This window comes from Pseudomonadota bacterium, from assembly GCA_030860485.1.
Taxonomy (GTDB): domain Bacteria; phylum Pseudomonadota; class Gammaproteobacteria; order JACCXJ01; family JACCXJ01; genus JACCXJ01.
This window is the reverse complement of the sequence record JALZID010000040.1, coordinates 1-21,310: the sequence shown is the minus strand read 5'-3', so window position 1 is coordinate 21,310 and position 21,310 is coordinate 1. Positions and strand designations below refer to the sequence as shown.

At 56.3% G+C, this 21,310-nt stretch carries 22 protein-coding genes and 2 pseudogenes; 14 read left to right on the top strand and 10 right to left on the bottom strand.

The window, feature by feature from the left end; translation table 11 throughout:
- Positions 1–263, bottom strand: a 263-nt coding sequence (locus M3461_01915) for a hypothetical protein (protein ID MDQ3773206.1), incomplete at its 3' end; no start/stop codon positions are given.
- 30 nt (positions 264–293) lie between these two features.
- Positions 294–455 (bottom strand): hypothetical protein, encoded by a 162-nt coding sequence (locus M3461_01910; protein ID MDQ3773205.1) that lies wholly within the window; start codon positions 453–455, stop codon positions 294–296.
- A gap of 856 nt (positions 456–1,311) precedes the next feature.
- Here M3461_01910 and M3461_01905 point away from each other — a divergent pair.
- Positions 1,312–1,524 carry a type II toxin-antitoxin system HicB family antitoxin gene (locus M3461_01905; protein ID MDQ3773204.1) on the top strand — a complete coding sequence of 71 codons (213 nt, stop codon included), beginning with the start codon at positions 1,312–1,314 and terminating at the stop codon, positions 1,522–1,524.
- A gap of 809 nt (positions 1,525–2,333) precedes the next feature.
- On the opposite strand, the gene M3461_01900 is transcribed toward M3461_01905, so the two are convergent.
- Positions 2,334–2,507 carry a hypothetical protein gene (locus M3461_01900; GenBank protein MDQ3773203.1) on the bottom strand — a complete coding sequence of 58 codons (174 nt, stop codon included), beginning with the start codon at positions 2,505–2,507 and terminating at the stop codon, positions 2,334–2,336.
- Between the two features lie 10 nt (positions 2,508–2,517).
- Between M3461_01900 and M3461_01895 the strand changes: the two genes are divergently transcribed.
- On the top strand, positions 2,518–2,787 hold the full coding sequence (locus M3461_01895; GenBank protein ID MDQ3773202.1) for a hypothetical protein: 270 nt from the start codon (positions 2,518–2,520) through the stop codon (positions 2,785–2,787).
- A 35-nt stretch (positions 2,788–2,822) separates the two neighbouring features.
- Here the strand turns inward: M3461_01895 and M3461_01890 are convergent, their stop codons facing one another.
- Entirely contained in the window at positions 2,823–3,122 is a 300-nt protein-coding gene (locus M3461_01890; protein MDQ3773201.1) for a nucleotidyltransferase domain-containing protein, read from the bottom strand.
- A 647-nt stretch (positions 3,123–3,769) separates the two neighbouring features.
- On the opposite strand from M3461_01890, the gene M3461_01885 reads away from it, so the two are divergent.
- Positions 3,770–4,567: a DUF2490 domain-containing protein gene (locus M3461_01885; protein ID MDQ3773200.1), complete on the top strand. Its 798-nt coding sequence runs from the start codon at positions 3,770–3,772 to the stop codon at positions 4,565–4,567.
- A gap of 87 nt (positions 4,568–4,654) precedes the next feature.
- On the opposite strand, the gene M3461_01880 is transcribed toward M3461_01885, so the two are convergent.
- Together M3461_01880 and M3461_01875 are read right to left on the bottom strand one after the other, a co-directional pair.
- Entirely contained in the window at positions 4,655–4,888 is a 234-nt protein-coding gene (locus tag M3461_01880) for an alginate export family protein (protein MDQ3773199.1), read from the bottom strand.
- Positions 4,845–5,033, bottom strand: coding sequence for a hypothetical protein (locus M3461_01875; GenBank protein ID MDQ3773198.1), 189 nt, complete (start codon positions 5,031–5,033; stop codon positions 4,845–4,847). Before M3461_01875 ends, M3461_01880 begins: the two co-directional genes overlap by 44 nt.
- A gap of 693 nt (positions 5,034–5,726) precedes the next feature.
- Here M3461_01875 and M3461_01870 point away from each other — a divergent pair.
- From M3461_01870 to M3461_01820, 11 genes are all read left to right on the top strand, one after another.
- Complete coding sequence (locus M3461_01870) at positions 5,727–7,376, top strand: SulP family inorganic anion transporter (GenBank protein ID MDQ3773197.1); 1,650 nt, start codon at positions 5,727–5,729, stop codon at positions 7,374–7,376.
- 35 nt (positions 7,377–7,411) lie between these two features.
- Positions 7,412–10,486 carry a DUF2309 domain-containing protein gene (locus M3461_01865; GenBank protein MDQ3773196.1) on the top strand — a complete coding sequence of 1,025 codons (3,075 nt, stop codon included), beginning with the start codon at positions 7,412–7,414 and terminating at the stop codon, positions 10,484–10,486.
- Between the two features lie 8 nt (positions 10,487–10,494).
- Complete coding sequence (locus tag M3461_01860; protein MDQ3773195.1) at positions 10,495–10,980, top strand: Na+/H+ antiporter subunit E; 486 nt, start codon at positions 10,495–10,497, stop codon at positions 10,978–10,980.
- A 5-nt stretch (positions 10,981–10,985) separates the two neighbouring features.
- Positions 10,986–11,252, top strand: coding sequence for a monovalent cation/H+ antiporter complex subunit F (locus M3461_01855; GenBank protein MDQ3773194.1), 267 nt, complete (start codon positions 10,986–10,988; stop codon positions 11,250–11,252).
- 25 nt (positions 11,253–11,277) lie between these two features.
- Positions 11,278–11,553, top strand: coding sequence for a monovalent cation/H(+) antiporter subunit G (gene mnhG / locus M3461_01850; GenBank protein ID MDQ3773193.1), 276 nt, complete (start codon positions 11,278–11,280; stop codon positions 11,551–11,553).
- Entirely contained in the window at positions 11,547–12,074 is a 528-nt protein-coding gene (locus tag M3461_01845; protein ID MDQ3773192.1) for a DUF4040 domain-containing protein, read from the top strand. The genes mnhG and M3461_01845 overlap by 7 nt, the downstream gene beginning before the upstream one ends.
- Positions 12,071–12,520 (top strand): cation:proton antiporter, encoded by a 450-nt coding sequence (locus tag M3461_01840; protein MDQ3773191.1) that lies wholly within the window; start codon positions 12,071–12,073, stop codon positions 12,518–12,520. Before M3461_01845 ends, M3461_01840 begins: the two co-directional genes overlap by 4 nt.
- Positions 12,513–12,890, top strand: a complete 378-nt coding sequence (locus M3461_01835; protein ID MDQ3773190.1) for a cation:proton antiporter subunit C — start codon at positions 12,513–12,515, stop codon at positions 12,888–12,890. Before M3461_01840 ends, M3461_01835 begins: the two co-directional genes overlap by 8 nt.
- Positions 12,891–13,024: 134 nt before the next feature.
- Entirely contained in the window at positions 13,025–14,356 is a 1,332-nt protein-coding gene (locus tag M3461_01830; protein ID MDQ3773189.1) for a hydrogenase 4 subunit B, read from the top strand.
- 276 nt (positions 14,357–14,632) lie between these two features.
- On the top strand, positions 14,633–16,729 hold the full coding sequence (locus M3461_01825; GenBank protein MDQ3773188.1) for an NADH-quinone oxidoreductase subunit L: 2,097 nt from the start codon (positions 14,633–14,635) through the stop codon (positions 16,727–16,729).
- 106 nt (positions 16,730–16,835) lie between these two features.
- The gene (locus M3461_01820; GenBank protein ID MDQ3773187.1) at positions 16,836–18,323 is read left to right on the top strand and encodes an NADH-quinone oxidoreductase subunit M; all 1,488 of its coding nucleotides are present in this window, start codon (positions 16,836–16,838) and stop codon (positions 18,321–18,323) included.
- Here the strand turns inward: M3461_01820 and M3461_01815 are convergent.
- The 4 genes and pseudogenes from M3461_01815 to M3461_01800 all read right to left on the bottom strand — a co-directional run bounded on the left by M3461_01815 (position 18,315) and on the right by M3461_01800 (position 21,135).
- Positions 18,315–19,773: pseudogene (locus tag M3461_01815) on the bottom strand (alginate export family protein). The gene M3461_01820 and the pseudogene M3461_01815 overlap by 9 nt on opposite strands.
- A 260-nt stretch (positions 19,774–20,033) precedes the next feature.
- Positions 20,034–20,347, bottom strand: a pseudogene (locus M3461_01810) (gluconolaconase).
- A gap of 167 nt (positions 20,348–20,514) precedes the next feature.
- Positions 20,515–20,712, bottom strand: coding sequence for a hypothetical protein (locus M3461_01805; protein MDQ3773186.1), 198 nt, complete (start codon positions 20,710–20,712; stop codon positions 20,515–20,517).
- A 222-nt stretch (positions 20,713–20,934) separates the two neighbouring features.
- Positions 20,935–21,135: a hypothetical protein gene (locus M3461_01800; GenBank protein MDQ3773185.1), complete on the bottom strand. Its 201-nt coding sequence runs from the start codon at positions 21,133–21,135 to the stop codon at positions 20,935–20,937.
- Positions 21,136–21,310 lie beyond the last annotated feature (175 nt).

Here is a 21,310-nt window from a genome sequence, read left to right as displayed (position 1 = left end):
TCCGCCATCTCCTGCTGCTCGGACCTCGCGGAGAAACCCTCGACGTGATCGGCCAGGGGGCCCTGGGAGGACAGGATCCGGGTCGGGGTCCGGTCTTCTGCGTTCGCGAGCGCGGCTCGCGCCCGAGTTCCGGTCATCAGGCCATTGCCTCCGGGGGTATCGATCTCAACGCCGATGAGAAGACCGCGGCCGCGCAGATCGCGGACGAGCGGGTTGTCCATGGTCTTGAGCCGCGCCAGGAGCCGCTCACCGCGTGGCCGCACGTTCCGCGAGCCCTTCCTCGACCAGCACATTCAACGCCCACCGCGGCGGCGAGCAGATCCCCGCCGAGGTGGCTGCCCACAGACCTCCATGACCTCGTGCCGGGCCAGGAACATCGATATGGGCAGGAGGCCGCCGCCCAGGACCTTGGCAAGCATGAGCCCGCCCGGGCCGGACGCCATCGTGCCACGCATAGGTGTGCGGGAGAATTGAGGGATTTTTTCACAGATCGGATCTATAAAACTGTGGATGCTCCCCTGGCTCTTCTTCGCGGCCCTGTTCGCCACGAGAGCGGGTATCGAGGACGACGCGTTATCCGCTCGCGGTGGCGGGTAGCTCCGCTTTGGCCTGCCCTCGGCATCGAGACTGATAATCGTCTAGCCCCATGTTTACCATTTTTCCTTACTGGAATTAAAGTCTGCTCTGTGGCTGTTGTCGTAACTTCACAACTTAACTGACGGCAGGTATTCGCCCAAGCCTTTCAATAACCGCTACAGTTATTGCACTGGTGTGAGCCGCCGAGTAACTCGCCGACACGACCACTTCCCTTACATTTTGGACACTTAACGGAACCATCTCCGCGACACGTCTTACATGTAGACATAGCTCAATTCTCCTCGCGTTGACGAAGCGAGCACGGTCTCGAGGTATAGGAACTTCAAACGCCCTTTTTCGCCGGGAGGAAGAGTACGGATGGACCGGCGGGTTGTCAAGGGCGTGAGCGGTCGGTCCAGGATCGGCGATTTTTCGGGCGATTCATCGATCCGAGGCGCCCGGATCCGGGGCGTTTGGTGCTTATCGTCTTGACCGGATGGCGCAGGAAGAAGACCGCCGCCGGTCGAAGGACGTCGGGTTCGATGCCCACCTGGTCAAGCCGGTGGACTACGCCGCCCTGATGAAGCTGCTTGCTTTACCCGCAGAGCACAGAGTCAGCTCACAACGGGCTGAGGCCGTAGATCCTCAACTTGCAATCGAAGGGTTCAATGACAAAGCCTTATCAAGTCAGGCAAGTCCGAAACCTGATCGTCAGATACAAGTTAGGGCTGGAGCATGCCGAGTAGATACGAAAGTATTATTTACTGGAGTGAAGAGGACGACGCCTTTATTGCCGAGGTGCCAGAGCTGCCCGGATGCATGGCCGACGGTAAAACTTATCAGGAAACCGTTGCCAACGCTGAGACGGTATTTGGGGAATGGATCGAGACTGCTAGAGACTTGGATCGGCCAATTCCCGTGCCGCGCGGTCGGTTGATGTTTGCCTGACTCGTCGCCCAACTCGGACGATGCGGACTTGCTCGTCGGTGAGGCGCATGCTATCTGTCCCGGCGGAGGCCTGGAAATCATATCCTTGATGGCGCGCAGCGCAATTCAGGGATCGGCAGGTCTTTCCGGTACGATTCTTGTCGAGCACGAGAACACCGGATGGGTTGCGGTTCGGCGCTACGCTTGCTGCAACGGTTGTCTCCTTGACCCGGGGGGGAGGGTCATCATAGACTGCTTGGGACTCACGGGTCCGGAGTCCGTGGCGAACCAGGAGATTCAGTATACGCGCGCCGGAGTTGTCCGTCGGCAGCGCGGTCAGCGCTCAGAGCGCGAACACGGCGAACACGGCGAACAGCGCGAGTAGCGCGAACCCCGTCCTGTTCGGGCGCGTGGGTCCGGATGGTTACCGTCGATCCCGCGAACTCGGCGGGGTTCGGCTCGTGAACGTAACACTGCCTTTTCCCGGTTTGTACTGCTTCTCGGGCCCGCCCGGCATCAAGGGCGGACAGGTCACGCCCGACTTCACCTCAGGTAACAAGGTCGCTTCGTTTGCGTTTGGGTGCAGCCGCCGAGGGAGCCCAGGAGAGGCACTAGGCTGTCAGGCAGATGTGGGTGGAGGGTGCCCCCAGAAACACAGTTCTTCGTCGTGATCTTCGCGGAAGGGGTTCCGGTCGATGTTGGCTTTTTCCTACACCTGTACCAGTAGTTCGCAGCCGATGCGCTGAACGAAGGAAACCGCATCGCGCGATCGATGCCGTACCTCACCGTATCCGAATTTCTGTCTCGATGCGGCGGCATTGATGTTCTGCCTATCCTATCTCACTGGGTGTGCCGAGCCTTTGCACGGCGTAGCTGCGGAAGGCGTGAGCCGCCTCGATAAGAACGGTTGTGAATCGTCTGGCGACCTCGAGGGAAGCTGCGAGCGCGTCGAGGTCATCGATGTACTCGTGCACCAGCCGGTTACGCAGCTCCCTCGCGCCCAACCATTCCTGGGTGTCGCGGATGATCCCGAGGCGCTCGGCGCGGTCGAGGTTCTCGACCGCCGTCCCGGGAACCTCTCCCCGCTACGTGCAGAAAAAGGGGCAGGAGCTTGTCGCTCAGGGTGTCTTGCAGGCGAGAAAACTTGGCGCCGAAGGACTCCAGGCGATCGATCCCTTCCGGCGTGGCGAGCTGTTTCGCGAGCCATTCGCTGTCGACGGCTTCGGTCTGACCGAAGAACCGTTGCGTGACTTCTGCCAGATGATACACCTCCCGGTCGACTAGCTTGAGGACGCGCGCGAGCCTTTCCGAGAGATCCTTCATAACGCGACGCCGGTTCGGTTGGCCGTCTCGTGGATCGGTTTCAACGGTTCGCTCGGGCTGCGGGTGATGACGTCGATGCGCTGGGGTCCGAAGGCTTGCTGGAGGGCGCCATTGAAACGCAGCGCGCGCCAGGCGTCGTCGTCGACGGGCTCGCTCAGCTCAACATAGAGATCGATGTCTCCGCCGCGTGCATCGTCGTCCACTCGGAAGCCGAAAAGCCAGACGTGGGCGTTTGACCCGAAACACTCGGCCGCGCGCGCCTTGATGATGCGGATTTGGGTATCCGTGAGGCGCATGCTATCGTGCCCGGATCTTCGTAGGTGAAACGCGCGGCACCGCGGGCGATGTGCATCGACGATGAACTTCACGCCGCGAGCGGCTGGATTCGTTAAGACGCGCGGCAAAGGCCAGCGTGGCAAAGATATCCTCAAGGTATAGGAACTTCAAACGCCCTTTTTCGCCGGGAGGAAGAGTACGGATCGAGCGGGTGGGTTGTCAAGGGCGCGAGCGGTCGGTCCAGGATAGGGCATTTTTCGGGCGATTCATCGGTCCGAGGCGCCCGGATCCGGGGCGTTTTGGGCCTCTGCTCCTCATGAGGTTATTGACGCCCAAGGGCTATCTCAGCGGATGCTCCCCTGGATCTTCCTCGGGGCCCTGTTCGCCACGAGCGCGGGTATCTAGGACAGCGCGCTATCGGCTCGCGGTGGCGGGATAGCCTCCGCTTTGGCCTGCGCTCGGCATCCCCGATCGCAATCCCACCGGGAGGCCGCCTCGTTAACTACACGTTTAGGCACTAGGGGGCTAAGCACAGGAAGCCTGACTACGCCAGTGGCCAAGTGCGGTACCGTTGCCAAAGGCAGCAAGCGCATGCTACTGTCACTACCGGCGGCTTCAAGAAGAGCAATCTCTTTTATATGCCCACATCCTAGCAGAGAAATCGAGGATGCAATATTGGAACCAAGAACCTTTGCCTTTTGTTCAGGCTGTATCGTCTGTTTGTTTTGGTATGATTAGAGAAACTAAACTAAGCAAAGAGGAGAGCATCCTGAACAGAAAGCATTTATGGCGGTTTTTAAGCCTTCTGTTTGTGAGCGTGTGTCTTTTAACCGTCTGGATATCTCCCGCCAGGTCGGATGTGGAAGAGGATGTCCAATTATGGACACCGGTTTATTTGAATGTCCCCATCACGGAAAAATTCAAAGGCAACCTGGAGATACACCCCCGGTTTGACAACAACGTTACGGAGGCATTACAGGTTATCGTGCGTCCCTCCCTGGGCTATCAGGTCAATAAGAACCTCTCGCTGTGGCAGGGGGTCGCCTGGATACCGAACTTTCACCCCAGTAGCACCGAATACCGGGTTTGGCAACAGGCATTTCTGGAGAACAGCTTTTCCAAGGTCAACCTGTCCAACCGGCTTCGCCTGGAAGAGCGCTTTCTGGAAGATGTCGGCGGCGTCTCGTTACGCGGGCGCTACCGGCTGCAGGGGACGTTTCCGTTGGGCAAACGCAAACGCTGGGCATTGGTCGCCTCCGATGAGGTTTTTGTTGCGCTGAACTCCTTGTCCGGAGGCCCTCGGAGCGGTTTTGATCAGAACCGGCTGTACGCAGGTCTCAGCCGGCAGTTGAACGAACAGCTTCGCGTGGAAGGTGGCTATCTGCTGCAATACATTAACCGACGTTCGCCGGGGGCAGACAGTCTCAACCACGCGTTTGTTCTGGCTCTCAATATCGACTTATGAACGCGCGTGATCAAAACTGCAGCGTCGTTGCCGCATAGAAATAATTGGAATCGCCGGTGTCCGGGGCAGTGGGTGCAGGGATCTTCGTCACCCGCTCGCGTAGTCGTATTGCGCCAAGACCCGCGGAGACCAGGGCGCATCGAAGGTGTAGCCCGCCTGGATGTGCTGCATATGCGCGAAGTGGTCCAGGTCCACGACGTCGGTCGCCGCGCTGGCGCGCGACTCACCGAATTGGAAGATGGATTCCAGCTCGAAATCGAACTGGGCCTTGGCCGGGTCACGGTAGACAGGGAAGCCGGGGGGTGTACAGCTCGCGATCACGGGTCCCGAACCGCGAGCCGTCCTCCTCGTGCAGGCCAAGCACATAGACGTCGCCATTTGCGCCCCAGCCGATCTGCTGCTTGCGGTAAAACAGTCCCCAGAACTGGGTGTTGAAGTCCTGAGTGCGACGTAGGCTAATGGGCAAAAGTTCAAGGACGTTAGTTCCGGGTGCAAGGGCCGCCCCTCTTCGTCCGCTACACTCGCGACCCGCACCACAGGCCCCGCTCACCACCCCAGTAACGCATAGCATCGTCAGCAGCTTGACCCCGTCGATGCGGTCCGTCTTCGCCCGCCGCTTCTTATTTTATTTACTATGTAGGGCCGGCCGCTCACCGAGCGTGGCCGCATGCCTTTCTCGAATGCGGCATCCTGGCGCACGGGGCCCACGAGAAGCTCGTGGCCGCTGCGGCGGCCCCTTGAAGATCATCGCCGCCATCGAACATCCCCCGTGATCGCCCAGATCCCACCCACCTCGGCTTGTCCGCCCGGCCCCCCCGATCGCCCGCACGGTCATTCGACCGACTCCAAACGGCCTGATCCCAGGCCGCGACCCTCTCCCGTCCGGTTCAACCCCTCATCCGACAGCCCCCTCTGGCCGGCACTCGCGTGAGAGGTAAAAACGCCCTAGATCCGGGCCCCTCGGACCGATGAACGCCCGAACCCCCCCCATCTGGACCCACGGTTCGCGTGCTTGACAACCCACAGGGCCATCGGTACTCTTCCTCTCGCCGAAACAGGGGCCTTCGCAATTCTTATACCTGTAACCTAATTTTTATATTTAGGCGTCATTGGCACCTCAGCGCCGCTTGCACGGCAGAAAGCTCACTCACGTATGACTTTGGAAGCGAACCAGGTACCAAGAGGAACAGTCGGAGGACTTCGCAGCTACTGGAAGTCCGATCTGCTTTCCGGTTTTCTCGTCTTTCTCATCGCGCTCCCCCTCTGCCTTGGGATCTCACTGGCGTGCGGATACCCGGCTATCGCCGGCATCTTTACTGCGATTATCGGAGGAATGCTGTGCACCTTTCTTAGCAACTCAGAACTGACTATCAAGGGACCCGCAGCCGGCCTCATTGTTATAGCCATTGGCTGTGTAACCGAGTTTGGCTTTACGGGGGGACGGGATCCCGCGGCGGATTTTCAGGCCTATCGGCTTGCCCTTGGCGTGGGTGTAGCCGCGGGAATCATTCAAGTTCTCTTTGGGCTGCTCCGAGCCGGCATTCTTGGGGAATTTTTCCCGAGCTCGGCAGTTCACGGATTGCTTGCCTCGATCGGTATAATCATCATCGCCACGCAGTTTCCGATCACAATGGGATTGGGATCCGAAGGGACGCCGTTGGAACTGCTTGCCAAAATTCCCCAGTTCGTAGTTAACATGAATCCTATTGTGGGGTTAATCGGAATCATCAGCCTGATCATCATGTTCGGCTACCCGCTGATCAAAAGTCCAAAGCTAAGAGTGATTCCCGCTCCCATGGTGGTCCTTCTTGTTACCGTTCCACTGGCGATGTACTTCAACTTAAGCCAGGAACGTACCTATTCGTTCAACAGTCGGGACTACCTCCTTGGAGCAAGTTTTCTTGTCAATGTCCCCGCTAACATGCTCAGCGCGCTCACCTTTCCAGACTTCTCGGGGGTGGCTACTGCCGCCGGGTGGAAGTACATTATCCTGTTTGCGTTTATTGGGAGCCTGGAATCTCTGTTGAGCGCCAAAGCAATCGATCAGATCGACCCGTGGCGCAGAAAAACCAACTACGACCGTGACTTGCTTGCGATCGGAGTAGGGAATACCGTCGCCGCTCTCGTGGGTGGGCTGCCCATGATCTCGGAAATCGTGCGGAGCAGGGCGAATATCGATAACGGCGCAAGAACCCGGTTCGCCAATATGTTCCATGGGTCCTTTTTGCTCATCTTTGTCGTACTCGTACCGACATTGATCAACCAGATCCCGCTTGCGGCCTTGGCGGCGATGCTCGTGTTTACGGGTTTTCGTTTGGCCTCACCACAATCGTTCGTCCATATGTATAGGGTAGGGCGCGAACAGTTGATCATCTTTGTCTCAACGATCGTCGGCGTGCTGGCGACTGACTTGCTCATAGGGATTGCCATTGGTATTTGTGTAAAAGTGTTGATCCATATTATCCATGGGGCTCCTATACTTTCACTCTTTCGATTGCGGGTCGACGTGCAGCGAAGCGACGTGGGCGGCCTGAAGGTTGCCGTGAAAGACTCCGCAGTATTCAGCACCTGGATCGGATTAAAGAAAAGATTGGAGCGATTCAAGGGGGAGCCTGCTGTTGTTGTCGATTTATCAGACACAGTTCTTGTCGATCACACCGTGATGCAAAAGCTCAACGAGATGGAAAGTGAATTCAAGGAAACTGGCTCTAAATTGGTCATTGGCGGATTGGAACAACATCGAAGATTGTCCGATCACCCGATGGCAGCGCGAAAAAAAGGGCCGAGTACCGTTGTCCAGCGGGTGTGAGGAGGGCGTACCAGAGGTGAGGAAAAGTGGAGCTCATGCTATCTGAATCGACTGCGCAACAGCTTCAAGCTCTTTCCGCAGAAGAACGAGAGCGTCTGCGCCATCAGATCACTGAGGCTTGTGAGCCTATTGCGCCGTTCTGGCCGATGAAGAGCTTCGTTCATCACAATCCCCTTCATGGGCTGGAACCCTTGTCTTTTGACAGAGCCATCAGGGAGGCCAGACATCTGTTAGGGGGAAGTGGATACCTATCCAACAGAGAATACCGCGAGCTGTATCGGGAAAGGCGCATTACAAACGCGGGTGTCAGACGGGCCCTTCAACGGGTCGGACCGCGTATTCACCCGCAAACGCTTATTCAGATAGGACTGCGTCAAATTGGCTCAGCGGATGTGCTGCGTCTGGATCTCCTCTTTGGATTCCAAGCGTTGGAGTCAGCACTGTTGACCTGGACGTTTGGCGCCGGAGGCGCGACCAAGCGGTTTCAAGACGATCTTCCTGCCCGATCCAAGCTACAGATCCTAGAGCGTACCAGTCGTGAGTGTGAATCGCCTCGGCGAGACTCGGAAGAATCGTATCTGACAAATTTGTGGAACAGGACGTTATCGGCTCTACGCCTCTCTCCCCCGTTCTTTGCCGATTCTCAGGATCAGGACCTAGAGGAAGGGGAATCGCAACTATCGACGGCGGCCCAACCTGCTCGAGACGTGGCACTGCCCACCCAACGGACGGTCGGTGATTGGCTGGAGTCTCTGGCCGGAGCTTCGACCGTCGATCAGATTAACGAACAGTTGATTAAATGGACTGCGGCCTTTGTCGATGAGGGGATGGCCGGCTGGCCAATGCCCTCCCGATCCGGGGGATTTTATCAAGCCTGGCGAAAGCTAGCACAACGGGACCTTTCCGGTCACTTTCTCGGCATTAACGACTTCGCGCAAAGAGTTCGCGACCTACCCGGTTCGCCGGAGAATGCCATTGCCCTCTGCCTGAACCGGCTCGGAGTACCCGAAGAGCGATGGGTGGAGTACCTGTCACGGCACTTAGCTCAATTGCCGGGCTGGGCAGGCTTCATTCGCTGGTTGGGCGAGAACCCGGAATATCCGGGTCAGAAGGGACATCTTATCGATCCGCTACAATACCTGGCGGTGCGCCTCTTCTATGAGGTCGAGCTGGCCGACGCGCTCTGTCAGCGGGAGTGGGGGATTCCGGGGACCTTATCCGCTTTAGGATCCTATTGGCAGAATCATCTTGATGAATATCAGCACCTCATTGCTCCAGATGTCGATTCTGCGGACCGCCAGACGGAAGCCATTTGCCATCGAGCCTGGCGGCTCTTCCGACTCGCGCAGTTTCTCGAAATGACTCCTGTCGAGGTCCAAGAGCTTCCTTCATCCAGCATCCAAACGCTGCTTGGATGGTTAGATGCGTTTCCAGAGGACAAACACGGACCGGTATGGTTAGAGGCCTACGAAGATAGATATCGAGAGCAGTTGATCGATCAATTGTCGGCTCATCGTGGCAAGGAAGCCGGGACAGAAGCGCGTCCGCGAGCTCAATTGGTCTTTTGTATCGATGTGCGCTCAGAAGCGTTCCGCCGTCATGTAGAGACCCACGGACCCTATGAAACGTTGGGATTTGCCGGGTTCTTTGGTGTCCCCATTAGTCATCAGGCGTTCGATAGTGAAGAGCGTGTTCCACTATGTCCGGTATTGCTCAAACCGAAGCATGCGGTCCATGAAACTCCCCGGCCCGGGCAGGACAAGCCGTTACAAAGCTATGCATCAGGGACTCGATGGCTCCAGCTCGGACATCGTATGTTCCACGATCTGAAACAGAATCCGGTTGGGTCGTTCATGCTGATCGACGTGCTGGGATTCCTCTTTAGCCTGGGGTTGATTGGAAAGACCTTGACTCCAAGGCCTTATGAGACTATCAAGGAATGGATCCGAGGACGGTTTACTCACCCGGTGGCTACCCAGATTCCGGTGAACAACGTCCACAGGGATCAGAACAAGTCCGTCCCCCATTCTGAAGGGACAGAGAATCCTCTACGCGGATTAGCGGTAGGATTCAGTCCAAGCGAACAGGCGACCTTTGTGGAGAACGGACTACGAACTATGGGGTTGACTAGAAACTTCGGTCGGTTCGTTGTTCCATGTGGCCACGGAAGTGTTTCGGACAATAATCCCTATTTCGGGGCGCTACACTGTGGGGCTTGCGGCGGCAAACATGGTGATCCGAACGCACGGGTGTTTGCCGCGATGGGCAACAACCCGGAAGTCCGGCGTTTGCTCAAGGAACGTGGACTCGCCATTCCGGATGATACTTGGTTCCTGGGCGGGAAACACATCACTACGACTGATCGAGTGGCATTCTATGACATAGAGGATGTGCCAGCGACCCATCGCGACGATTTGCGCGTCATGATTAATGATTTAGAGAAAGCGGGCGCCCATCAGGCTCTGGAGCGCTGTCGTCGTATCCCTCGATCGCCGAGAGGGCTTTCGCCCGACGGAGCTTACAGGCACGTCGTCGTTCGGACCGTGGATTGGGCCAATGTTCGTCCAGAATGGGGACTATCGGGTAACGCAGCCTTTCTCGTCGGAAGGCGAAAGCTGACCAAAGGCCTCGACTTAGGCGGGCGTGTCTTTTTGCATTCCTATGACCCTGAACCGGATACAGAGGGAGGGATGTTAGAAAAGATCCTGCTCGCCCCGTTGATCGTAGGGGAGTGGATCAGCATGGAACATTACTTTTCGGGTGTCGATCCGTGGTTCTGGGGGAGTGGCAGTAAAGTCATCCATAATGTCGTTTCAGGTATTGGCGTCATGCTCGGAAGCCAGAGCGATCTTCAAACCGGCCTTCCTCTGCAGACCGTAAACGATGGGGCGATACACTATCATGAACCCATGCGGCTGCTGACGATTATTGAAGCCCCCGTAGGGCGGATATCCGCCATTATTCAAAAACACACTCTTCTACAGCACTTGTTCGATAATCAGTGGGTTAACCTCATCGCCGTTGACCCGACCACTTTTCAGTTCCAACGGTATAACCGTGACTCGACTTGGCAAGCCGTAACGATGACTGGAGTGGATCTCCTTTCTTAGGCAGCGCCATGAACCGCGGCCTTTATCGAACCCTGAGCCGCAAGACTTTGGCGTTCTTCGCTATTTGGCTTCTATTATCTCAAAGTTACAACGCATTTCATATTATTCTAGGGCTTCTTGTGTCATTTGGAGTAGCGCGGTTGAATAGTGACCACGCCACATCCCCTTTCGAGAATATCCGTTGGTCGCGGATGCTGGGCTATCTACCCTGGCTCCTTTGGCGGATTCTACAGAGCGGAATCCATCTGTCGTTTCTCATACTTCATCCACGTCTTCCCATTGACCCTAAGCTGATCCGCTATCATACGAACTTGCAAGAACAGGCTGGTATAGTGCTCCTTGGAAACTCCATTACGCTGACTCCGGGTACGATCACCGCGGAAGTGAATTCCAATGAGTTGGTCGTGCATGCTATGGATGACGAGTCTGCCGAAGATCTGATCAGTCGACGGATGGAACAGAAAATCGCGGGAGCCTTCGGGGATACAGAATGACGGGAATGACGGTGTTCTTTCAGTTTCTTTTGTGCGCTGTTGCAGTCATGATCGGGGTGTATCTGTATCGTGTCCTTAAGGGGCCCACAGTCTTTGACCGGGTGTTGGGCCTAAACGGAATCTCCACGAAAGCCATCATCTTACTGGTTGTGATCGGCACCGTCTACGGTCGCGTAGATATGTTTGTAGACATTTCAACCGGCTATGCCTTGCTGAATTTGGTAGCAGCGTTGGCGGTCGCTAAATATTTGGAGGAACGGGGGAGCTCCTAGAATGTCTCTGATAGGTATAGGGTTCATGCTCGTCGGACTGTTCTTTCTGCTGGTAGCGGCGATAGGAATGGTGCGCTTACCCGACGTGTATACACGATCTCATGCCGTGGGGATGACAGATTCGATAGGCGCCTTTTTTCTTCTGACGGGATTAGCTCTTTACCAGGGCTTCAGTGGCAATATGGTCAAAATCCTCGCCGTTCTAGTTCTGATGTACCTCGTCAATCCGGTGATCACCCATGCTACGGTTCGAGCCGCGCTTCGCTCTGGCGTGAAACCTTGGAGTAAAGAGAAATGTTGACGTTCGAACTGCCATTGTTGGTTCTTCTCCTGATCACGGCGGCAGGGGCGATATTGGTGAAGGACCTGATCAGTGCGGCGTTTATGCTTGGGTCCTACAGTTTCTTCCTGGCCCTAGTGTGGGCGTGGCTTGGGGCCGTGGATTTGGCTTTTGTGGAAGCGGTGGTCGGAGCGGGCCTAGGGACGGTTTTTTTCCTGTTAACCCTATTCCAGACCGATCCCAGGGACCAATCGATTCGGCGCACTGCTCCTCCCGTGGCCGTTGTGCTCGGGCTGGCTCTACTCGGGTTGCTGCTGTTGTATGCAGCCGATGATCTTCCCGAATTCGGCGATCCGGGCTCACCGGCTAGCGTGCACATTTCCCCTGTTTACCTCGAGAATAGCCTGCAAGACACCCGAACCCCAAACGTCGTGACGTCCATCATTATGGACTACCGTGGGTTCGACACGCTGATTGAAACGCTGGTGGTTTTTACAGCCGGAATAGCGTGCGCCGCACTGTTGAGGAGAACTTCGGTATGATTCACCCCCACGACAGTGTCATCGTCAGGACGTTGAGCAGGGTGCTCGTACCGTTGGTACAGCTCTATGCGGTGTACATCCTTTTCTTCGGTCAGTATTCACCCGGCGGAGGATTTGTGGCCGGCGTAATCTTGGGAGCGAGCCTGATCTTCGGGGTCCTCGTATTTGGTCCCGAGGGTAACCCGAGTGGGCTGGCAAAGAAGGTTCTGCACGGTGACGGGCTTGGCTTGATTGTTTTTGCAGGGGTGGGGGGGTTGTGTTTGATCGGGGGCGGCGAGTTCTTGAACTACGCGAACCTGAAGATTCCAGGGCTGGAGCCTTCCGGGCGCCGTTCTTTGGGTATCGTCCTGACACAGATTGGAGTCGCCGTCGATATTGCGGTGACGGCTGTCTCCATCGCTTTTAGCCTGGCCTTTTTGGACCATGACGAGGATTCCCATGCTTGAGTTCATTAAGGCCGCGCTTGAGAGAGAGAATTACATTGTCTTCGTTGTTCTGTTTGTCTGGGGTCTTTACATCGCGATCACTCACCACAACCTTGTGAAGAAGCTCATTGGGATGTATGTGGTCCAGACGAGCGTCTTTTTTTTCCTTGTCTCGTTCAGCGCAAAGGAAGGGGCGACAGTTCCTATCCTTTTCTCCACAACCGACAAGATTCAAGCCGAAGCCTACATGAATCCATTGCCGCACGCCTTGACGTTGACAGGCATCGTGGTCCAAGTGGCCACACTGGGAGTCGCTCTCGCGTTGGTCATCGCTATTTATCGACAGTACGGCAGCTTGGACGAGGACGAGATTTTGAAAAGGCTAGAATGAGGGACCATCTTCCAGCCTTGTTATTTTGTATCCCCCTGCTGACCGCCATCTCCATGCCGATGGTCGGGCTGAGGCATCGGGGATGGTGTCGCCCTATGGCGCTGTCCGCTGTCTGGGCCATGAGTGTCACGGCCGTGATCAATCTTTTGGTCGTTCTGAATTCTGGAGAAATCAGCTATTCGTTCGGTGGATGGGCGCCGCCGGTAGGAATTGAATGGGTCGCTGACGGGCCGGCAAGTGTCGTGATGGTAGCCCTTAGCCTGCTTGCCTCTATTTGCTTGATCTATGGAGGCTCCGTATCACCTCATCCAGTTGGCGGACGCGTCGTCCTGTACTACACATTGATCCTTCTCTTACTATCAGGCTTAACAGGGATTGTCTTGGCCGGGGATCTTTTCAACGTGTTCGTTTTTCTGGAAGTTGCCACATTGTCCACGTGTGCCTTGGTCGGCATGGCTGGCGGGAAAGCGCTGGTGTTTGCCTTTCGATATCTCGTTCTGGCAAGCCTTGGCGCGACGTTCTTTTTGTTGGGCGTCAGCTTTATCTATGCAGCAACCGGGACCCTGAACCTGGCGGACTTGACGCAGCGAATGCCTGAATTAGTGGCCTCCAAGGCACTCATTGGTGGGTCGGTTTTTATGTTGATCGGCCTCGGAATTAAGATGGCGCTCATGCCGCTTCATGGCTGGTTGCCTGATGCCTATACTTATGCGCCGGATGCGGTTTCGCCTCTCCTCGCCTCTCTGGTGACGAAGGCCGTACTGTTTGCCTGGGTCCGGATCCTCTATTGGGGGGTGGGTACTGGCAGTGAAGTCGAAACCGCACAGATTCTTCGTCTAGTTTGGGTATTAGGCGCCCTCGCAGCTGTTGTCGGAGCGTTTGTGGCATTAATCCAACAGGATGTGAAACGGATGTTCGCCTATGGAGGGGTATCGCACATTGGCCTGATGCTGATTGGGGTGGGTCAGGGAAACCAAACGGGATTGGCAGGCGCCATGTTTTACCTGATCAACGACGCAGTGATGCAAGCAACGCTGTTCGTCGTGGCTGGCGCCGCGATCCACCAGTATGGGGCACGGACCATGGAGGAATTGGGAAGGTTGCGTGGGCGAGCCCCTTGGATGATCGGGGCGCTCATCATCGTGGCAATGTCGATGATCGGCATCCCCCCAACGGGTGGTTTTTTTGGGAAGTGGTATATCATTCTGAGTGCCCTGCAGGGCGGTAATTACCTGGCCGTCGGGGCCGTGATGGTCTCCACCCTCCTGACGCTGGCGTATTTCATTAGACTCTTTGTGCGAATCTTTGGTGAAGTTCAGGTGTCGCCGAGCGTGCAGCGAGTCGAAGCGCCCTTAGCGCTACGAATTAGTTTGAGCACCCTATCTGTTGGGATCGTCGCTCTAGGCCTCGGCAGCGATCGCATTGTGAAGGTTCTACTGGAAACGACTACCTCCCTGGGACTGTAAATCTACGGACGCCTGCAAAAACTCCCCTCCTGAGAATTAGGAGGGGAAGTGCCGCGCAACGGCGCGGGGGTAGCCTGAGGAATGCGCCGAGAATTATCAGTCAAGCGTTTCATGGCGAGTATCAGTTTTGTGACTCGTTCGATTCCGGAGTTGCGCGGCGGCCGGTCGCACCAGCCGGTTCTGACTGCACCAGAGCCCGCCCCTCCTCTGCTGAGAAGGGGAACAAGAATGCCCAATCTACAAAAGTGAGCTGCTGATCCACCGATAAGGAATCCCATGTCCGTTTTCGTCCTCATCCCCCTGCTGCCATTGTTAGCCTTCTTAACCCTCGCACTGGGTGGGCGGCGCCTGGATGAAGCAAGCCATAAGGTGGGGATCCCTGCCATAGTCCTATCCTTTGGACTCTCGGTAGCAGCGTTTGTTGAGATTCTGAGGAACGGACCCCAGTCCATACCCCTTTACCGATTGCTTCAATCTGGGAGGCTTGTTGTCGACCTGGGGTTGTACATTGATCAGCTCACCGTGTTGTTGCTGCTGTTGGTTACAGGCGTCAGCGCCGTCGTCCACATTTACTCCTCCCGGTACATGATCGGGGATCCACGGTACAGCCGTTTCTTCGCCGTCATGGCTCTCTTTACCTTTTCCATGGTGACGCTCGTCATGAGTAGCAACTTGCTCATGACGTACATCTGCTGGGAGGTCATGGGTATTTGTTCTTACCTCTTGATTTCTCATTGGGCCGGGAGAAAAGCCGCGTGCCAGGCGGCCACGAAAGCCTTCCTAGTCAATGCTGTGGCGGACGTGGGCCTAGGGTTTGGGGTGATCTTAATCTTTTTCACCTTTGGAACGCTTGACATTCAGCAGATCCTGGCTCGAGCGGAGAGCTTCAGCGGACAAAGCGTGAATCTTCTTAGCTGGGCGGGCTTGGACTTGCCTGTTCAGACAACCACCCTGATTGTCCTCTGTTTGTTTATGGGCGCCTTGGGAAAATCAGCCCAGGTTCCGCTCCACGTCTGGCTTCCGTTTGCCATGGAAGCCCCGACCCCAGTTTCGGCACTCATACATGCCGCCACCATGGTGAATGCAGGCCCCTTTCTGCTGGTTCGATTTAGCCCCTTGGTGATGCTTTCACCGGTTGCTATGTCGGTCATTGCCATCGTAGGCGCAACAACAGCGCTGTTTGCGGCCTTGGTTGCACTAACACAGACAGATATCAAGAAGCTGCTCGCCTATTCTACGATCAGTCAAATCGGTTTCATGATCATGACATGCGGGGTCGGAGCCTTTGTGGCGGCAATCTTCCATCTGTTAGCTCATGGGTTTTTGAAGGCCTTTTTGTTCCTGTCTACCGGCAATGCGCTTCAATCGGTGACAGCCCATGCAAACTCTGAAACCGGGCCAATTCGTGGCCCGCAAGCGCGGCCATCCTGGTCCGTGTTCATTGGAGCGTTGATCTTCGCGTGCATTCCACCGTTCATTCTGTTCTCAGGCCCCTATGAAGCGATGTGGGCTGCGCATGATGTTCCCTCCGCCAAGTTCACCTTTTGGGCAATCGGTTCGACTACGGTCTTTTTTACGGCGATGTATTTCTTTCGCGGGGCCATCTCCCTATTTCAACAAGGTCCTGCCGTTCGGGAGTTGAGAAGTGCCCGGTCGTTGATAGTTCAACCCCAGTTGTTTTCACCTCGGCACGTCTTAGCCCTTGCGATGGGAGGGGTGGGGTTGGTCGGCCTTCTTGTAGGGCTCTGGTCGTGGTTTATTGAATTCTTGGCGCCTGCACTGGGGCGCCCGCAAGGTACTCTTCCGGTGCTCGGGCAACCTGTCGCGTTCTCACCCTGGTTCCTATTGCCGCTTCTGGCAGCGGTTAGCGGATGGGGCCTTGCCTACAGACTTCACGTAAAGCCCAGGGCGTCTGCCCTTGAGCGGTCGGACTGGGCAAAGAGCCTGTATGTGCTTTTTCTTAACAAGTTATACTTTGACGAAATTTACGAGGCCTATGTGGTACAACCGACCGTTCGATTGGCAAGGTGGCTCTCGCATGAGATAGAGAGTCGGGGAATTGACCGGGTGGTGAATGGTATGGCCACGGTTTCATTGCTCCTCGCGCGGTGGTTGTGGCGCGTTATTGAATTCCGCGGGATTGACCGCATGGTGGGTGGTAGTGCGACGTCGTCGGTTCGGCTCGCGCACTGGTTATGGCGCGTTATTGATGTTCGGGGGACGGAGGAAACGGTTGAACGCTTAGGGCGCCTGGCCGATGGTGCCGGTCACATGTTAGAAGAGATCGAACCACGGACGCTTCAGCACCACCTGGTGGTCGTGGTCTGTTGGTTAGGGATAGCTATAGGGCTGTTGTATTGGCTTGTGTTATGAGAACGCGTTGAGATGGGTCCCGTTCACGGCCAGCCTGAAAAACTTAAGAGACGAAACCCTCATCGCAAAGGCTATCTCTTAAAGTGTATTACACAAGGTGGCTAGTATGAGTTCTATCTTAACCGATCACCTTCTCAGTTGCATGATCGCCGTTCCCTTCCTGGGAATTGTGTCCCTGGCGTTCGTTCGGGACCAGGAGTGGATGCGGCGAATCGCACTCGGCAGTACGCTGATCAATTTGGGACTCTCCCTTGTTCTCTGGTCTGGTTTCGATTTGACTAACCAGGGCATGCAGTTTGTGGAGCGTGCGGAATGGATGCCGACCTTCAGCATTCAGTACGCAGTTGGTGTGGATGGCATTAGCATCCTCCTTGTTCTGCTTACAACTCTTCTCTCTCCCCTGTGTGTTCTCTGCTCCTGGAACGCCATTGACACCCGGGTGAGAGCTTTCATGAGCCTAATCCTCCTGGTCGAAGGCGCTATGATTGTGGTCTTTACGGCTTTGAATCTGTTTCTTTTCTTTATGTCCTGGGAAGTCACGATGATTCCCATGTATTTTCTGATTCTTCTCTGGGGCGGTCCGGACCGCATCGCTGCAGGAATTAAGTTCGTTCTGTACAGCTTGACGGGAAGCCTTCTTCTGCTCGTGGGGATTCTGGGACTGTACTTGGAAGGGGGACATACCTTCGACATTCTAACCCTGACGGAACAGACGTATCCATCCAATGTGCAATTTTGGATCTTCTTAGCGTTCCTTTTAGCCTTTGCCATTAAGTTGCCGATGATCCCTTTTCACTCGTGGCTGCCAGATGCCCATTCCGAAGCTCCCACGGCCGGCAGTGTCATCCTGGCAGGGGTATTGTTGAAGATGGGAGGGTATGGGTTTTTGCGGTTTTGTCTCCCAATGCTTCCAGAAGCCTCAGCAAGCTTTGCCCCCTTTATCTTATGGCTGTCGGTCGCAGCCATTTTATACGGCGGATATCTGGCCCTAGCTCAGTCTGACCTCAAAAAGCTGGTGGCCTATTCCTCTATCTCCCACATGGGATTTGTTACGCTCGGGATTTTTGTCTTCAACCGCCAGGGGATCCAGGGCGCGGTTTTACAGATGTTTAATCACGGAATCACAACGGGCGCCCTGTTTTTAGCCGTGGGCCAGTTGTATGACCGTACTCATAGTCGATTGATCAGCGATTACGGCGGCCTCCACAAACCAATGCCTCGGTTTGCCGCATTTTTGTGTCTTTTCTCGGTGGCTGCTTTTGGCCTACCGGGCGGAGCCAATTTCATTGGCGAATTCTTAGTACTCGTTGGGACATCTTACAGAAGCTTTGTCATGGTATTGCTCGCTATGGGTGGAATCGTTTTGGCCGCGGCTTACATGCTCTGGATGCTGCAACGTGTGACTTTAGGAGAAGCAGCAACGCGGTCGGCTACGCTTCTTCCAGACCTCAGCCTGCGAGAAACGGTAACCCTCGTGCCACTTGCCATCGTGATCTTTTGGGTAGGTCTCTATCCAGGGCCCCTTATGGAAATAATGGACGCTAGCGTGACCCATCTCTTGGAGAAGATGAACGGGGCCCTCCGATCAAGTTGAAGGGACTTCCTTGAAGGTTCCTGGGCGCGTAGGCATCCTTGCCTGCTCTGATCGGCCCACTAGGCAGAGCAGGCGGCTTGTGCCGCTATGGAACCCGAGGGGATGCGTAGTCATCTGTCGGCAGTGCCGACCAGCGGCATGGAGAGGTGCTCTGAAAATCCTCCCCTCCTCGGTTGAGGAGGGGAAAGCCGGGGCCGCCGGCCCCGGCAGGGGTGCGGCGTCCTCGGCAAACTCCCCTTTGACGAGATGCGCCCAACCGCCTTCCAGGATGATGTTCTTGGGGATCACCTGCCAGGTGACGCTGGCCTCGAATTGATGGCCGATGAAACCGTCGGTGGTTGCGTCGCGGATCCCGGTGGTCGTCCAGGTGTCTTGATCCGAGGCCAGCCGGTACATCCGGTGGCCGACGAAGGCCGAGACGGTCTCGTAGAGCTTGACGATCAAGCGATAGCCGGGAGAATTGATGTTGCTCCGGGCGAATGCGCCCCAGATCCCGGTCGGTCCGAACTCCGAGCGCCGGGCTCCGGACAGGCTGTCGAAGCGCTCGTTGTCGTCATCGAAGGGATCTTCGTCACCGCTCGCGTAGTCGTATTGCGCCAAGACCCGCGGAGACCAGAGCGCATCGAAGGTGTAGCCCGCCTGGATGTGCTGCATGTGCGCGAAGTGGTCCAGGTCCACGACGTCGGTCGCTGCGCTGGCGCGCGACTCACCGAATTGGAAGATGGATTCCAGCTCGAAATCGAACTGGGCCTTGGCCGGGTCACGGTAGACACGGAAGCCGGGGGTGTACAGCTCGCGATCACGGGTCCCGAACCGCGAGCCGTCCTCCTCGTGCAGGCCAAGCACATAGACCTCGCCATTTGCGCCCCAGCCGATCTGCTGCTTGCGGTAAAACAGTCCCCAGAACTGGGTGTTGAAGTCCTGAAAATCGAACTTAGCCTCCTCGTCCAGCATGCTCGGCATGCCGTCCGGCAGGCGCGTGACCGGCAGCACGTAGAACACCCGCGCGTGCCAGTCGCCAGTCGTGTCGAACTTCGCGTCGACTCCGGTAAATGCGTTGATCGTGTTCCGGAAAGCGTTACGCGCGACCAGGCGTCGGGAAACCTACGTCCATGGTCTGGCGGCCGAAGCGGATATCGGCGCTTGCGGCGCTAGCGAGGAAATGCTTTGGCGTCCAGGCGGCATAGGCCTGCAACAGCTCGGCCGTATCGACCTGGGTGGTATCCACCGGCGTGCCGGCATCGGCCAGCGACAGGCGCGAGTCGATAAACTCGCCGCCCAGGCGCCACTCCGGAAACGCCGCTTCCATGAGCGCCAAACTCCGCAGGACCACGACCTGATCCCCACCCGAGCCGCCCGCGCGAAACTGTTCGTCCAGCGTCTCGTAGCGCGTGCGGTGTTCGAACGAGAGCTGCAACCAGGCCGGAAGTTCCCAAACGATCCCTGACACGCCATGGCCCTTCTTGCGCCTGACATAAGGCCGCTCCGCGCGCGAGACCCATGGCGACCACTAGCTTTTTCATGCCCCCACTCATGATCGTTAGCACCCCGTCGCTGAACGCCTCTGCCCGTCCGGTATCAGACCGACCGGGCATTTGATCCTGCGTCTTTGCCATCTGGCGGCGTTGGCGTGCAGGGTAGAGCAGGCCGACAACTCTACCGGATCATCCGCGCCATTCGTGGAAAGATGTCAAGGTTCCAGACCGCCAATCACTTCAGCAGGACGGGCTGAGCCTGGATCCGCACGCGAAAAAGCGCATACGGTTTGCGCCGCAGATCCTTCCCGCCGTGGTAACGCGCCTGGCGATGCAACTGATTTGCCTTGACGTAAAGGAACCCGTGTCCATTCCGATCGACATCGTGTCCGGCCACAAAGGCCGGGGATCATGCACGACCGTCTCCCACTCGCCGCCAGTGCGCCGGCGCAGCACTGCGTTGTGCTCGTAGTTCGTCGAGTAGATGTAACCATCGGCGTCTGACTCAAGGCCGTCCAAGGCGCCGCCCTTATCTCCTTCGTCGTAAATATCGGTGTCCGCGTGATTCGCGGCGTCAGTTAGGCCGCGAGTTTTCCAATACTCACAAGCGCTCCAAACAGCATATTCGGGCTGCTCAAGTAGTTCTGGTTTGTTAATAAACAAATCACGGTGTCCCTTTATAAGGCCAAGTTGCAGATAGTTTTGCGCCCCGTTGTTTAAAAAATACCACGACCTTTATATTTAACCCCGTCGCTAGGTTGTTTATTTCCCAAATCAGCTCTGCCTTCATATGCCTTGCCTGATGCATACTCACGCAGAGTCTTAAAATGATCGGTTTCATGGCAGGCTTGAGCCAAAAAATGAGCATACTCCCGCGGGTTGCCAATTTCATATGTTGGGCAGATTTTGTTCATCCACTCAGCAAGACTGGGTATTAGAGCTGTAGAACTGCCAGCAATCGCGACTAACTGTTCTGGTTTGATGATGTAAGCATCATTGACTCCTTAGTATAAAACCCTCCGCCGTAGGGATACCGGTTACCCGGCACCCACCGGGTCGCCGGAGGCGTCACCCGCCCCCGGCTCCCACAGAACGTAGCGTGCGGATTTCCCGCACTACGCTCTTCAGGTGTTGGTTCACAGCACCGCGTAGCTCTTAAGGCGTTCATAGGGCAGAAAGAGTCTGGGACGCAGTAACGGAAAACAGGTCTTCACTTGCACGAAGACCTCCCACGGCATATAGCTCTTCCAACTCCGACTGCAGAGCATCTTATGCCAGTAACGCTCGACGGCGCGGTTGACCTGCTCGAAGGTTACCCGCCACCCCGTAGTAGGCATAATGGCCCCGCAATACTTGGTTGAGGGAGGTGACTTGGTCTTTGACCGGGCTCATGCTGAATCTCTCGCATCAGTTCCTGAAGGCAGGCAAGAGTGCGGCGAAGTCGAGACTTCTCCGTCTTCCGTCCTACCTTGAAGTTACCCTTGCGATTGCGCGTGCAATAATGGGTGAAGC

Excerpts from the sequence above, each read along its gene's own strand:
- M3461_01910 (MDQ3773205.1), bottom strand. The coding sequence starts at position 455 with ATGCGTGGCACGATGGCGTCCGGCCCGGGCGGGCTCATGCTTGCCAAG.
- M3461_01905 (MDQ3773204.1), top strand. The coding sequence starts at position 1,312 with ATGCCGAGTAGATACGAAAGTATTATTTACTGGAGTGAAGAGGACGAC.
- M3461_01890 (MDQ3773201.1), bottom strand. The coding sequence starts at position 3,122 with ATGCGCCTCACGGATACCCAAATCCGCATCATCAAGGCGCGCGCGGCC.
- M3461_01885 (MDQ3773200.1), top strand. The coding sequence starts at position 3,770 with ATGCAATATTGGAACCAAGAACCTTTGCCTTTTGTTCAGGCTGTATCG.
- M3461_01865 (MDQ3773196.1), top strand. The coding sequence starts at position 7,412 with ATGCTATCTGAATCGACTGCGCAACAGCTTCAAGCTCTTTCCGCAGAA.
- M3461_01860 (MDQ3773195.1), top strand. The coding sequence starts at position 10,495 with ATGAACCGCGGCCTTTATCGAACCCTGAGCCGCAAGACTTTGGCGTTC.
- M3461_01855 (MDQ3773194.1), top strand. The coding sequence starts at position 10,986 with ATGACGGTGTTCTTTCAGTTTCTTTTGTGCGCTGTTGCAGTCATGATC.
- mnhG (MDQ3773193.1), top strand. The coding sequence starts at position 11,278 with ATGCTCGTCGGACTGTTCTTTCTGCTGGTAGCGGCGATAGGAATGGTG.
- M3461_01845 (MDQ3773192.1), top strand. The coding sequence starts at position 11,547 with ATGTTGACGTTCGAACTGCCATTGTTGGTTCTTCTCCTGATCACGGCG.
- M3461_01840 (MDQ3773191.1), top strand. The coding sequence starts at position 12,071 with ATGATTCACCCCCACGACAGTGTCATCGTCAGGACGTTGAGCAGGGTG.
- M3461_01835 (MDQ3773190.1), top strand. The coding sequence starts at position 12,513 with ATGCTTGAGTTCATTAAGGCCGCGCTTGAGAGAGAGAATTACATTGTC.
- M3461_01825 (MDQ3773188.1), top strand. The coding sequence starts at position 14,633 with ATGTCCGTTTTCGTCCTCATCCCCCTGCTGCCATTGTTAGCCTTCTTA.
- M3461_01820 (MDQ3773187.1), top strand. The coding sequence starts at position 16,836 with ATGAGTTCTATCTTAACCGATCACCTTCTCAGTTGCATGATCGCCGTT.
- M3461_01805 (MDQ3773186.1), bottom strand. The coding sequence starts at position 20,712 with ATGAACAAAATCTGCCCAACATATGAAATTGGCAACCCGCGGGAGTAT.
- M3461_01800 (MDQ3773185.1), bottom strand. The coding sequence starts at position 21,135 with ATGCCTACTACGGGGTGGCGGGTAACCTTCGAGCAGGTCAACCGCGCC.